This window comes from Bradyrhizobium sp. 160, from assembly GCF_023073735.1.
Lineage (GTDB): Bacteria > Pseudomonadota > Alphaproteobacteria > Rhizobiales > Xanthobacteraceae > Bradyrhizobium.
The window spans coordinates 105,773-118,903 of record NZ_JADPKD010000034.1 but is presented as its reverse complement, the minus strand read 5'-3'; the positions used below and the strand labels follow the sequence as shown (position 1 = coordinate 118,903).

Below are 13,131 nucleotides of genomic sequence, written 5' to 3'. Positions count from 1 at the left end.
ATTAGACCTCAGCTCTTCTTTCTCGGCCCGCGCTCGGCCGGCGGCTCGCCGCCTTCGGCCGCAGGCGGGGAGGCCGCCGGCTTGTCGCCGCCACCACTCTTGCGCGCGGAATCCCTGATGCCCTGCATGTCGCGCGCCTCGCGGATCAGGCCCGGCATTTTTGCGAGACTGCCGCCCTCGACGCCGATGTCCGACAGGAGCGAGTCAATCAGCGGCGCCTGCACGCGGTAGCGCAAGGCAGAGTCGATCACCTCGTCGGTGGCGCTGCGGCCGCCATTGCCATTTCCGTGGCCATTGCCGTTGAGGCCATCGACCTGGAGGATGCGGATGCCCTCGATCTTCTCCATCGGCTTGACGCTCTCACGTACGATGCCCTCGATGCGGTCGAGCAGCTTTCTGCGGAAGAGGGAGTAGCGCGCCTGGTCGGTGAGAACGTTCTCGGCCTCGTTGAGCAATCGCTGCGCTTCTGCTTCCACGGCCGCGCGTACGCGCTCGGCCTCGGCGGCGATCCGTGTCTCCTCGGCCTGCTTCTCGGCGATGAGAATTTCTACGCCCTTGCGACGTTTGGCAATCTCGTTCTCGCGTGCGGTGATGACGCGCTCGGTGGCTTCCGTGGCGCGCATCCGCGCTTCCTCGGCTGATGCCTTGGCCGCGGATTCCTCCAGCGACTTCGTGTGAATTGCGATCGCCTTTTCCATCAGCACGGTCTCGACCTCCTTCTCGCGATTGATTTCGAGCTTGCGCAGCTCGCGTTCGCGGCCGATCCGGGCTTCATCGAGGCCGCGGTCGGAGGAGATGCGGGCGCGCTCGACTTCTTCGCGCGCGGCAATCTCGGCTTCCTGCAAGGATTGCACCCGAGCGACCTCGAGCTGCTCGATGGCGCGACGCCGCTCGATCCGGGCGGCTTCCAGCGCCTGCTCGCGCGAGACGTCGGTGGTCTCGACCTCCTTGCGTGCGGCGATCTCTGCCTGCCGGACCTGGCGATCGGCGTCGATCCGCTCGGACTTCTTTGTGGACAGCGCGATGACGCGGTCCTCGTCGGCGATCTCGATCGCCTTCTTCTGCTCGATGTTGAGCACCTCGCGCTTCTTGGAGGAATTGATCCGTTCGGCCTCGAGCGCCAGATCCACCGTGATACGCTGGCGCTCGATCGCGTCACGCCGCTTCAGCTCGGCCGCATCCAAGACGCCGGTCCGTTCGATCTCCAGTGCGCGGGTTTCGCGCTCGGCCTGGATGCGCTCGGCCGCAACCGCCTTCTCCTGGGCGATGCGGGCCGCCTCGATCGCCTCGCGCGAGGCGATATCGGCTTCCTCGACGGCGCGGTTGCGGGCGATCTCAAGCGAGCGCACGCGCTCCTCCTGCGCGATGCGCGTGGCCTCCGTCGTTTCGCGCGCTGCAATGCCGGCGACGTCGAGCGCCTGGTTGCGCTCGATCTCGAGTTGCCGTGTGTTCTGTTCGGCGGCGATGCGCTCTGCCGCGAGCGTCCGCTCGCGGGCGATGCGGGCCGCCTCGACGGCGCGTTGAGCCTCGATCTCGGCCTCCTGGATGGTTCGCACCTGCTGGATCTCCAGCGCGCGGGTGCGCTCGTCCGAGGAGATGCGCTCGACATTGACCGTCATGGTCTGGGCGATGCGGGCCTTTTCGGTGGCTTGGCGCGCGGCAATCTCTGCCTCTTCCACGGCACGCGTGCGCTCGATCTCGCGGCGCCTCGTTTCCTCGTCGTTGGCGATGCGGGCGTCGGTCACGACGCGATCCTGCTGGATCCGCGCCTTCTCGACCGCCTCGCGCGCGGCGATTTCGGCTTCCTCGACCGTGCGCATCCGCTCGATCTCGCGCTGGCGCACCTCGCGCTCCGAGGCGATGCGGGTGGTGTCGATCGAGCGCTGGTTGGCGATCCGGGTCTTCTCGATCTCCTCGCGCGCCAGCAGTTCCTTCTCCTCGATGGTACGCGTCCGCTCGATCTCCTTCTGCCGGGTCTCGCGCTCGGAGGCGATGCGGGCCTCCGCGATCGCCTGATCATTGGCGATGCGCGCGCGCTCGATGGCCTCCCGCGCAGAAATCTGCGCCTGTTCGGCCTCGGTCTCGCGGAGCGCGCGTTCGCGGGCAACCTCAGTGCGCTGAAGGGCGCGGCGCATCTCGATGTCGCGCTCCTGCTCGAGGCGCGCGGTCTCGCTCTCGCGCTCGATCTCGAGCGCCTGCCGCTCGGCTTCCAGATTGCGCGAGCGGATCTTGATCATCGAGTCCTGCTCGATATCGTTGCGCAGCTTTCGCTTGGCCTCGATATCCTCCATCAGGCGGGTCAGGCCTTCGGCGTCGAACCGGTTCGACGGGTTGAAGAACTCCAGGTCGGTCTGATCGAGATCGGTGATCGCGACCGATTCCAGCTCGAGGCCATTCTGGGCGAGGGCTTCGGATGCATTGGTCTTGAGGCGTGCGACATAGTCGCCGCGCCGCTCGTGCATCTCCTCCATGGTCATTTCGGAGGCGACCGAGCGGATCGCGGATATGAATTTGCCGGCCAGCAGCGCATGCAGCTGCTCGGGCTCCATGGTGCGGCGGCCGAGCGTCGCGGCCGCGATCGAGACCGCTTCGCGGGTCGGCTGGACCCGGACATAGAAGTCGGCCTCGATGTCGACGCGCATGCGGTCGCGGGTGATCACGGCGTCCTGCTTGGAGCGGACGATGCCCATCGGCAGCACGTTCATGTTGACCGGCGTGTAGTCGTGGATGAACGGCAGCACGAAGGCGCCGCCGTCGATGACCACGCGTTCGCCGAGAAAGCCGGTCCGGACGAACGAGGTCTCCTTCGAGGAGCGGTGGTAGAGCCAGTTGACGATGTAGACGCCGACCACGATCACGACGATCGCGACGATCAGCCAGAGGATCAATTCACCGACGAGAATCCCCGACATCTTTCCCTCCCTCGTACCTTCGGCGTTACCGCGCGCCGATCGCCTTGAATTGACGCACCTGCTCCGTCAGCGCCCGCTCCACAGGCAGTCGCTCCATCGAGGACGCCCCGTAGAAGCCGTGGCAATGGCGGGTGTTCTTCATGATGAAATCGGCATCGGCGGGATCAGCGATCGGGCCGCCATGAGCCAGCACCAGAATGTCCGGATTGACGCTGAGCGCAGCGGACGCCCAGATGTCGATCTGCGCGGGACAATCCTCGAGCTTCAGTGCGGTCTGCGCGCCGATGGTGCCGCCGGTCGTCAGGCCCATGTGACAGACGATGATGTCGGCACCCGCGATCGCCATTGCGGCGGCCTCCTTCTCGCTGAACACGTAGGGCGTGGTCAGCATGTCCTTGTCGTGCGCCTTGGCGATCATGTCGATCTCCAGCGCATAGGACATGCCGGTCTCTTCGAGATTGGCGCGGAAGACGCCGTCGATCAGGCCGACGGTCGGAAAGTTCTGCACGCCGGCAAACCCGAGCGCCTTCAATTGGTCGAGAAACACGTCCATGTCGCGGAATGGATCGGTGCCGTTGACGCCCGCCAGCACCGGCGTCCTGGTGACGACGGGCAGCACTTCGTTCGCCATTTCGACGACGATGGCGTTGGCATCGCCGTAAGCCATCAGACCCGCGAGCGAGCCGCGGCCGGCCATCCGATAGCGGCCCGAATTGTAGATGACGATGAGATCAACGCCGCCGGCTTCCTCGCACTTGGCTGATAGACCGGTGCCGGCGCCGCCGCCGACGATCGGCTCACCGCGCCTTGCCATGTCGCGAAAGGTCTTCAGGAGCGCTGCGCGTTCAAACCTCGCCATCGGTCACCTCGCTACTCTTCGGCGCACCTTGGTGCGGCCGAACAGGGTTCGGAACGCACTGACAATGGCGGCGGCGAACTCGGGATCGTTGATGTTCTTGGGCACGCGAATGAGCTGGCGGTTGCCGGTCTGCCGCACCGTGCGCTCCAGCGTGCGAAACAGCGCGCTGTCGGTGTCCGGATCCCAGAACGGCTGGCCCCGCGCATCGAGGGCGGACACGCCGCCCTCGGGCAGGAAAAAGCGGACAGGGCCATCCATCTGATTGAGCCGCTCAGCGATCCAGCGGCCCATGCGCTCGTTCTCTTCGGCCGTTGTCCGCATCAGCGTCACTTGCGGATTGTGGACGTGAAACTTGCGGCCGCGGTAGCGTTCGGGAATGGTCCCGGGCGCGCCAAAATTGACCATGTCGAGCGCGCCGACCGAGCCGACATAGGGCACGCGGCTGCGGATGATTGCGCCGAAGCGATCTTCGGTCGCAGGAAACACGCCGCCCATGAGCAGATCGCAGATCTCGGTCGTGGTGAGGTCGATGACTCCGGCGAGTTGGCCGGACTCGACGAGCTTCTCCATCGAGCGTCCGCCGACGCCGGTGGCATGGAACACCAGGCATTCGACATCGTCACGCAACTCGGCCGCGATCTTCTGAACGGCCGGCGTGGTAACGCCGAACATGGTAATACCGACCGCTGGCAGGCCGCCGGCCTCGCGCGCCATTGCGGCGCCGGCATCGAGCCGCGCCTTGACCATGCCGGCGAGCGCATTGGCGCCATTGGCCAGCACCGCCCGCGAGATCGAGTTCAGCCCCTGCACGTCGGTGACCGAGTACATCATCGTGATGTCGGCGGGACCGACATAGGGCCCGACATCGCCCGAGGCGACGGAGGAGATGATCAGCTTGGGTACGCCGACGGGAAGCGCGCGCATGCCCGGGGCGACCAGCGACGCTGCGCCCGAACCGCCGGCCGAGATCACTCCGGCGACATTGCCCTGGCGCCGCAGCCAGTTGGCGAAAGCATCAGCCATCGCGGTCACGGCGGCGCCACGATCGGGACCGAACACCGCTGCGCCGCCACGGCTGTGGTTCAGGGCGATCTCCTGCGCGGAGACATCGCACGACGAATGCTTGCCACTCGTCGAAACATCGACCAGCCGTGTGCGCAGGCCGCTTTCCGCGATGATGTCGCGGATGAAGCGCAGCTCAAGGCCTTTGGTGTCGAGCGTGCCGACGACCAACGTCACAGGCGGGCCGGCGGCCTGCGTCGTCACCGGCTCGCGCTTGCGCCGCGCCGTCTCATCGAGCCGGGTGACTTGCGTCGAGACCGTGCGCGCAGCAGCTTCGATGCGGGCGATCGGTACCGGTTGCGACCATCGGGTCGGGAGCGTCGGGTTCGAGATGTAGATGCGGATCGGTCCGTCGCGGCGCGGCGCCGGCGCCGGCCTGGCTTCGACGCCGGATGCGGCGACATCGATATCCGGCTCGAGCTCGGCGTGAAGTCCGACGCCGAGCAGGCGCTGCTGGAGCTCGCGGTCGGCGGCGAGGCGGGCGGAGTCGATGATGCGGTTGATGCGGCCGTTGACCATGATCGCGACGTTGCGCGAGATCGCGGTGGCGACGCCGATATTCTGCTCGATCACGAGCACGGACATGTCGCCGTCCTCACCGAGCCGCAGCAGCATCTCCTCGACCTGCGCCACGATGACGGGCGCGAGGCCTTCAGTCGGCTCGTCCATGATCAGGAGATGCGGATTGGTGAGTAGCGCGCGAGAGATGGCCAGCATCTGCTGCTCGCCGCCGGAGAGCTGGCCGCCGCCGTGATCCTTGCGTTCGGCGAGCCGCGGGAAGGTCTCGTAGATGCGATCGACAGTCCAGGCGCCGGGCCGGAGGCCGCCGGCCAGCCGCAAATGCTCGTCGACGCTGAGCGAGCGCCAGAGCCGGCGTCCTTGCGGCACATAGCCGACGCCAAGCCTGGCGATCTGGGCCGGAGGCCGCCGCGTGATGTCTTCGCCACGAACGCGGATCGAGCCGCCGCTCACGCCCACTAGACCCATGATCGCCTTGCACAGCGTGGTCTTGCCCATGCCGTTGCGGCCGACGACGGAGAACACGCCGCTCTCCAGTGTGAGATCGACGCCTTGCAGGGCGTGCGAGTGGCCATAGTAGACATCGAGGCCGCGGACCTCGAGCGCGGCCTTGCTGCGGCGGACCTCATTCATGACCGCCTCCGAGGTAAAGCTCCTGCACCTCGGGATCGGACTGGATCTCCTGCGGCAGGCCTTCCTTGAAGATGCGGCCGTTGTGCATCATCGTGACGCTCTCGACGACGCGTAAAGCGACGTCCATGTCGTGCTCGATGATGATGTAGCCGATATGCGCCGGCAGCGAGGTCAGGATCTCGATCAGCTCGGCCCGTTCGGTTGGCGACAGGCCGGCGGCCGGTTCGTCGAACAGGACAAAGCGCGGGGCGCCCGCGAGCGCGAGCGCGATCTCGAGCTGGCGCTGCTGGCCATGCGCGAGCTCGGCCACGCGCTGGTCCTTCACGGCGGAAAGATGCACGGCCTGGACGAGATTGTCCGCCACATGCATCAGAGCATCGGTCTGTCCCGGACGCAGGAACGAGAAGCGTCCGCGCGAGACGCCGCGGCAGGCGAGATAGACGTTATCCTGCACGGTGAGGCCGGGGAACAGCGCCGAGATCTGATAGGTCCGCCGCAATCCGCGCCGGATGCGTTCATAAGGCGGGAAGTGCGTGACGTCCTCGCCGAAGAAGCGGATGGTGCCGGAGGAGGGCGGGAAGTCGCCGGTGATGCAATTGAACAGCGTGGTCTTGCCGGCGCCGTTCGAACCGAGCACTGCGCGCCGCTCACCTGGACGCACCGTGATGGTGACGTCGGTCAGCGCCGCCAGCGCGCCGAACAGGCGCGTCACGCCTCGGAGCTCCAGCGCAGCGCCGGCGCCCACGGCGGAGAGGCGTTGAGCGACGCTATCCATGGCGGCGCCCTCCGCCGGAACGGTCCGGCCTGCGGCGCTGACGTTGGCGCCATCGCTGCCATAGGCCGATGACGCCGTCCGAGGACCAGAACACGATGGCGAGGAAGCCGAGCCCGATCAGCAGGCGGAAGCGGTTGCCATCCAGGCCAAGCCTGACCAGGAAGTCGAGCGCGAATGTGCGCAGCAGCACGAAGATCAGCGCACCGATGAAGGGACCGATCGGGCGCGTGATGCCGCCGACAACGGCGATGATCAGCACGTCGATGCAGGCGCCGACGCTGACCGATCCCGGCGAGATCTGACGGTAGTTCCAGACCTGGAGCACCCCGGCCAGCGCGGCCACGAACGAGGCGAACGCATAGGCCGCGACGCGGTGCGCATTGACGTTGAAGCCGAGCGCAGCCATGCGCCTGGGATTGTCGCGCACGCCCTGGAGGGCAAGACCGAAGGGCGCGCGTGAGAGATATTCGACTGCGAAATAGCAGAGCGCGGCGACCGCGAGCACGACGTAGTAGAAGGGAATGTCGGCGCGCCAGTTCACGCCCCAGAAGTGCGGCGTGGCGACGGTGTTGATACCGGTATGGCCGTTGAAGATCGCCCAGTTCTGGTTGGTGAAATAGTAGAAGGCCGCGCCGATCGCCAGCGTGATCATGATGGTGTAGATGCCTTCGGTGCGGACCGCGAGCGCGCCGCCGAGCGTGCCGAAAGCGGTCGCCAGCGTCAGCGCCATCGGCACCGCGAGCCACCACGGCCAGCCCAGGCTGATATTGGCATTGCCGCTGACGCCGAACACGGCGACCATGTACGCCGCGAACCCCGCGATGGTAAGCTGCATCAGGCTGACCATGCCGCCATAGCCGGCGAGGAACATCAGGCTCAGCGCCATGGTGCCGAGGATCAAGGTGGAGGCTAAGATCTCGATCAGGAAGAAGCCGTTGGCGATAAGCGGCATGATCAGGAGAATAACCGCGACGATCCAGGCGGCGGGATTGTTGACCTCCGGCCACGTCCGTGCCGGGCGCTGCGCCATTGTGGCGGGGCGTACGGCAAGCCGTGCATCGTGGGCGAGCGACATCTCAGCGCCTCGCCAATAGGCCTTGCGGCCGGATGGCCAGCACCAGCACCATGATCAGGAAGGTCACGACGATGGCATAGGTCGGGATGTAGACCGAGCCGAGCTGTTCGGCGAGGCCGATGATCAGTGCGCCGAGTGCGGCGCCGGGGATCGAACCCATGCCGCCGACGATCACGACGACGAGGGACGCCAGCAGGAAGCGGATGTCCTCGCCGGGCGACAATGACTGGAACGTGCCGCCGACCACGCCGGCGATGCCGGCAAGTCCTGCGCCAAAGGCGAACACCAGCACGAACACGAGCTGGATGCGCACGCCGGTCGCAGCAAGGATATCGCGATCATCGACGCCGGCACGGATGATCATGCCGATCCGGGTGCGGTTGAGGGCGAGCCACATCGCCACGCCGATGATCACGGAAGCGGCGAAGATCACGAGCCGCACCAGCGGATATCTGAGATAGACCGGCTCGCCCGAGGATTTGATCGCCGTGATTAGCGGCAGCTCCACCGGGCCGATCAGCCAATTCGGCGTCTGGATCTGGTAGAAGTCGCCGCCGCAGGCCCACAGCATGAGGTCGGCGAATACGATCGAAAGCCCGATCGTCACCATGGTCTGCCTGAGATCCTGTCCCTCCATCCGGCGGAACACGATCACCTGGAGCAGGACGCCGACCAGGGCGGTCAGGATGAAAGCGACGATGAAGCTGAGGATCCAGGAGCCGGTCGAGGCGCTGATGGCGTAGCCGACATAACCGCCGAACAGATAGAGCGAGCCATGCGCGAGGTTGACGTTGCGCATCAGGCCGAAGATCAGCGTGAAGCCGCTGGCGACGAGGAAGTAGAGCCCTCCGAGCGTGATGCCGTTGAAGACGGCATTGAGGAAGACGCGCTTGCGGCCGATCGCCTCTTCGAGGCCCGGCGGCCAGACCGCGAAGACCAGCCAAAGCACGACGGCAATGGCAATGATCAGGATCAGCGCCCAGACGGGATGGCGTTCGACAAAGCGGCTCATGGTCTCGCCCCGCTTGCGGCAGGGCAATCGCATGTGGGAAGCGATTCCCTGCGGCGCATCCTTCCAGACGCCCGCTTTGGCGGGCCCCTCAGGATGAGGGCGGAGTGTACGGCAGCAGGTTCAACGGGCCGGATGCCAATTAGCCTCATCCTGAGGAGACCGCGGCGCGGGCGTCTCGAAGGATGCGGCGCTTGCTCAGGCCACTCCAAGAGATCATATCCGATAACCCTGCCGCTTCCGGGGAGAGGTCGCGTCCAACGGGTCGCGCCAAAGGCGCGCTCGATGACGGGCTTCGGCGCGGGTGCAGCCCAACCCTCTCCCCGCAAGTGGGACGAGGCGGCGTGCAAGCCGTGATCGGCTGCGAGCCCTGCCATGGGCGAACGTCCTCCCTGGACTCGCAATTCTCTAGCGAGATCGCGTTGCCCACATTCTAGCCGGGCTGCGAGCAGGACGTTTGATCGTGAGTATCTTTTCGCGCAGTGGCTAGGTGCGCAAAACTTTGGCCGCGCGACGATAATCGGTCGGGGCCATCCCGACATTGGCGGCGAAGAAGCGGGTGAAGCCGCTTTGCGAGGAGAAGCCGAGATCGAAGCCGATATCGGCGATCGGCGCCTCGCTCGCCACCAGCGCTTCGAGCGCCTGTTCCATGATCAGCGTGTTGAGATAGAGATTCGGCGTGACGCCGGTCTGGACGCGGAACAGCCGGTAGAAATGCGGTCGAGACAAACCGGATTCCCGCGCGATCGTATCGAGCTCCATCTCGGCCCCGGGGCTCTCCGACATCAGCCTGATGCATTTGCGCACACGGAAGTCGGTCACGGCACCATTGGCGCGCGGATCGCGCGCGATCTCGGCCTGTTGCCAGCTTTCATCGTAGCAGATGTCGATCAGCCGCCGCAGCTCGGAATCCAGGCTGGAAAGCGATGGTGCGCCGCACACGAGCGCGGCGGTTCGCCTGATGTGCTTGTCAAGCGCAGGCGTGCGCTTGAATTGGGTGCGGCCGAAGCGCAACCGGTCGGAGCCGGAGGCATCAGGCGCAAACCATTCGGCATTGACGTAAAGCACGAAGAAGATCGCGCCGCCGTCGACATCGGCCGGCAGGAAGTTGTGCGGCTCCCACGGATTGACGGCAACGACAGAGGATTCGGTGAGATCATAATGCCCGTTGCAGACATCGATGCATGCCGGCATGCCGCCGACATGGAAGATCAGATGACCTTCACGATGGGCGTGGATATTGAAAGGGCGGTTCAACTGATAAACCGTCGCCCGGCCGAACCGGCCGTGGAAGACGGCGAGCGCACGGCTCATGCCTTCCCCTCCGAATGTTCTTGTCTTTTCGGCCAGCGTTCAACAACCCCGGCGAGATTGCAAGAGCGGAGAGCGACCGCGTCAGCAAGTCGCTCTCCGCCGGTGCGGTGCAGGCGTGATGCGTCAGTACTTCTTACATTCCGGTACTGTGCGGCTCGGCAGCCCGATCTTCGAGAACACGGCCGGATCATAGCCGAGCGTCTGGTTCACGTTCGGGATCACCTTCACGACCTTGCTGAACAGCGCGCCCTTGCCGTCGTCGACGACCTCAGTGACGAAGTTGGTGCCGATCGCCTGGCGATTGGAGTCGAGCTTGATCTTGCCGTTCGGCGCGTCGAGCTCGATCTTCGCCAGGGCTTCCTTGAACTTCGCCTGGTTATTGGAGAGGTCGCCATTGACCTGGCGCAGCGCGAGGATCAGCGCCATGGTTGAATCATAGTAGTTGGTCGCGAGCAGCGAGGGGCTCGGGAAGCGCTTGTTGGGCGGAAAGGCGTCCTGATAGGCCTTCACGAACTTCTGCCAGCCCGGATCTTCCCAGGTATCGGCCTGGCCGCTCGCCGCAATGGTGCCGATCAGCGCGTTCTTGGCGTTGCCCTTCGACGACAGGATGGTCTGGTCGATCATGATGGAACCGCCCATCAGGTGCGCCTTGCCGCCGGCCTGCTGATACTGGTTGAGGAAGTTGACGGCATCCGCGCCGCCGAGCCCGAGATAGATGGCATCGACATCGTCGGGCAGGGCGGCGATGACGGAGGCGAAATCTTTCGTTCCGAGCGGGACCCATTGCCGATTGGTGACCTGTCCGCCGGCACCGCAAAACTCGAGCACGAGGCCGAACACCTGGGTGTAAATGAAGGAGTAATCCTCGCCGACGGTGGCGATCTTGCGATACTTCTTTTCGTCATAGGCGTATTTGCCGAGGCCGACCTGCCACTGTGCGCCGTCCATGTTGTACCGGAAGAAATTCGGGGCCGGATCGACATAAGTCGTCTCCTGGGCGCCGGAAGCCGCATTGATGAAGGTCAGCTCGGGATGCGTTTTTGCAAAATTCTTTACCGCGATGCCCTCGTCGCCAGAGAGCGGTGAGAGCAGGATCTGCACCTTGTCCTGTTCGATCAGCTTGCGCACCGCGCGCACGGCGGAGTCGGGCGTTGCGTCGGTCGAGGCGACGATGAATTCGAGTTCTTTGTCGCCGACCTTCTTGCCAAGCACGTTGAGGGCCGTCTGGTGGCCGCGCATGCCGTCCTCGCCGAGCACCGTGTAGGTGCCTTCGAGCGTCGCAGTCACGCCCACCTTGATCTTCTCCTGAGCGATCGCGGCGCCCGAAAGAAACAGGCTGCTCAGCGCCAGCAGTCCCACACTGCATTTCGACATGGTGCTCCTCCCTGTGTCGTCGATTTGTCGCCGTGCCAATCGGCGCGGCGCCCGCAGCTCGAAAGGCTGGCGGATTTGACGGGAAGGCTAGCCGAAGTCGCATGCGGTGCATGCGCGGGCGCCTCGTTCGGCTTGACGGGCAGTCTCATTTTGGATGTTGCGGCGCAAATGGTTTCGCGGTGCAGCACGTGACCGGTGACTTCGCGCGCGCCTGTTGAGATAGTGGCGGCCGCCACTCGTCGATCTCGACCCGCAGGATCTGCAACATGACGACTGACAGCTTCACCATCCGCGCGATCGAGGCGTTCTGCTATCGCTATCCGCTGGCAACGCCGGTGGTGACGTCGTTCGGCAAGATGCTCAACCGGCCCGCCGTCTTCGTTCGCGCTGTCGACGAGGACGGCGTCGAAGGATGGGGCGAAGCCTGGTCCAACTTTCCGGCTCCAGGCGCGGAGCATCGCGCCCGGCTCGTCAACGAGGTGCTCGCCCCCGGCCTCGTCGGACGCAAATTCGATAGTCCTGCCCAGGCCTTCGAGGCGCTGACCAAAAGCACCGAAGTTCTGGCGCTTCAATGCGGTGAACCTGGTCCGTTCGCGCAGGCGATTTCGGGCATCGATCTCGCCCTGTGGGATCTCTCCGCGCGCCGCCAGCGCCTGCCGCTGTGGCGGCTTCTCGGCGGTCAGTCGCGCAAGATCAAGGTCTATGCCAGCGGCATCAATCCCGGCGGTGCGGCGCAGACGGCGGAGGCCGCGCTCGAGCGCGGCCATCGCGCGCTGAAGCTGAAGGTCGGGTTCGGCGCCGAGACCGACCTCGCCAATTTGGCGGCGCTGCGCCGGATCGTCGGCCCCGGCATGCTTGCTACCGATGCCAATCAGGGCTGGTCAGTCGCGCAGGCGATGGAGATGCTGCCGCGGCTTGCCGAGTTCGATCTGCGCTGGCTGGAAGAGCCGATCCGTGCTGACCGGCCGCGCGAGGAATGGCGCAGGCTGCACGCCGCAGCGAAGATGCCGATTGCCGCCGGCGAAAACATTTCGAGCGCCGAGGGTTTCAGGGAAGTGCTGGCCGAAGAGGTGCTCGGCGTGGTTCAGCCCGATATTGCGAAATGGGGCGGGCTGAGTGTCTGCGCTCCACTGGCTCGCGACATTCTGAAGGCGGGCAAGACGTTTTGCCCGCACTATCTCGGTGGAGGTCTTGGCTTGCTTGCATCCGCGCACCTGCTCGCCGGTATCGGAGGTAATGGCTGGCTGGAAGTCGATGCGAACGACAATCCCTTGCGCGATCTGTTTTGCGGTCCGCTCCTCAACGTGAGGGAAGGCACGGTTGAATTGGAGGAAGAGCCGGGCCTCGGAGTAGCGCCTGATCTGTCATCTATCGAGCGTCATCGCACCATTTAGATTAGAGATTCGTCGGCTTCCGACCAACCCGCCCGCCGGGTGGCGATGTCATCGCGAGCCGGCGGCCGCGGAAATGGCGCGCGCCATCAGCGCTGTCGCCGTCGGACCTTTCAGGTGATCATCGAGAATGCCGAGGGGTGCACCCGCGACCGAGGACGCCTGCCTGTTCTGCTTCAAAGACCTGGCTGTGACCGAAGGCCTCGGG

General features: G+C 65.3%; 9 protein-coding genes. 1 reads left to right on the top strand and 8 read right to left on the bottom strand.

All coding sequences use genetic code 11. The annotated features are described in order from the left end of the window. Positions 1-8: 8 nt before the first annotated feature. From IVA98_RS14410 to IVA98_RS14375, 8 genes are all read right to left on the bottom strand, one after another. On the bottom strand, positions 9-2,912 hold the full coding sequence (locus IVA98_RS14410) for a flotillin family protein (protein ID WP_247355139.1): 2,904 nt from the start codon (positions 2,910-2,912) through the stop codon (positions 9-11). A 25-nt stretch (positions 2,913-2,937) separates the two neighbouring features. Then, on the bottom strand, positions 2,938-3,771 hold the full coding sequence (locus tag IVA98_RS14405) for a phosphoenolpyruvate hydrolase family protein (RefSeq protein ID WP_247278135.1): 834 nt from the start codon (positions 3,769-3,771) through the stop codon (positions 2,938-2,940). A gap of 3 nt (positions 3,772-3,774) precedes the next feature. Then, entirely contained in the window at positions 3,775-5,985 is a 2,211-nt protein-coding gene (locus IVA98_RS14400; protein WP_247355138.1) for an ABC transporter permease, read from the bottom strand. Next, positions 5,978-6,760, bottom strand: a complete 783-nt coding sequence (locus IVA98_RS14395; protein WP_247305957.1) for an ABC transporter ATP-binding protein — start codon at positions 6,758-6,760, stop codon at positions 5,978-5,980. Before IVA98_RS14395 ends, IVA98_RS14400 begins: the two co-directional genes overlap by 8 nt. Beyond that, complete coding sequence (locus tag IVA98_RS14390; RefSeq protein WP_247355137.1) at positions 6,753-7,835, bottom strand: branched-chain amino acid ABC transporter permease; 1,083 nt, start codon at positions 7,833-7,835, stop codon at positions 6,753-6,755. Before IVA98_RS14390 ends, IVA98_RS14395 begins: the two co-directional genes overlap by 8 nt. A 1-nt stretch (position 7,836) precedes the next feature. Next, positions 7,837-8,847 carry a branched-chain amino acid ABC transporter permease gene (locus tag IVA98_RS14385; protein WP_247305950.1) on the bottom strand — a complete coding sequence of 337 codons (1,011 nt, stop codon included), beginning with the start codon at positions 8,845-8,847 and terminating at the stop codon, positions 7,837-7,839. Between the two features lie 483 nt (positions 8,848-9,330). Next, positions 9,331-10,158 carry a helix-turn-helix domain-containing protein gene (locus tag IVA98_RS14380; protein WP_247305948.1) on the bottom strand — a complete coding sequence of 276 codons (828 nt, stop codon included), beginning with the start codon at positions 10,156-10,158 and terminating at the stop codon, positions 9,331-9,333. Between the two features lie 123 nt (positions 10,159-10,281). Continuing rightward, positions 10,282-11,532, bottom strand: coding sequence for an ABC transporter substrate-binding protein (locus IVA98_RS14375; protein ID WP_247278130.1), 1,251 nt, complete (start codon positions 11,530-11,532; stop codon positions 10,282-10,284). A 266-nt stretch (positions 11,533-11,798) separates the two neighbouring features. Here IVA98_RS14375 and IVA98_RS14370 point away from each other — a divergent pair, with 266 nt between their 5' ends. Next, positions 11,799-12,926, top strand: coding sequence for a mandelate racemase/muconate lactonizing enzyme family protein (locus tag IVA98_RS14370; RefSeq protein WP_247305943.1), 1,128 nt, complete (start codon positions 11,799-11,801; stop codon positions 12,924-12,926). Positions 12,927-13,131: the final 205 nt, after the last annotated feature.

Bases quoted from the DNA above. Each gene is read 5' to 3' on its own strand.
- IVA98_RS14410 (WP_247355139.1), bottom strand. From the start codon at position 2,912: ATGTCGGGGATTCTCGTCGGTGAATTGATCCTCTGGCTGATCGTCGCG.
- IVA98_RS14405 (WP_247278135.1), bottom strand. From the start codon at position 3,771: ATGGCGAGGTTTGAACGCGCAGCGCTCCTGAAGACCTTTCGCGACATG.
- IVA98_RS14400 (WP_247355138.1), bottom strand. From the start codon at position 5,985: ATGAATGAGGTCCGCCGCAGCAAGGCCGCGCTCGAGGTCCGCGGCCTC.
- IVA98_RS14395 (WP_247305957.1), bottom strand. From the start codon at position 6,760: ATGGATAGCGTCGCTCAACGCCTCTCCGCCGTGGGCGCCGGCGCTGCG.
- IVA98_RS14390 (WP_247355137.1), bottom strand. From the start codon at position 7,835: ATGTCGCTCGCCCACGATGCACGGCTTGCCGTACGCCCCGCCACAATG.
- IVA98_RS14385 (WP_247305950.1), bottom strand. From the start codon at position 8,847: ATGAGCCGCTTTGTCGAACGCCATCCCGTCTGGGCGCTGATCCTGATC.
- IVA98_RS14380 (WP_247305948.1), bottom strand. From the start codon at position 10,158: ATGAGCCGTGCGCTCGCCGTCTTCCACGGCCGGTTCGGCCGGGCGACG.
- IVA98_RS14375 (WP_247278130.1), bottom strand. From the start codon at position 11,532: ATGTCGAAATGCAGTGTGGGACTGCTGGCGCTGAGCAGCCTGTTTCTT.
- IVA98_RS14370 (WP_247305943.1), top strand. From the start codon at position 11,799: ATGACGACTGACAGCTTCACCATCCGCGCGATCGAGGCGTTCTGCTAT.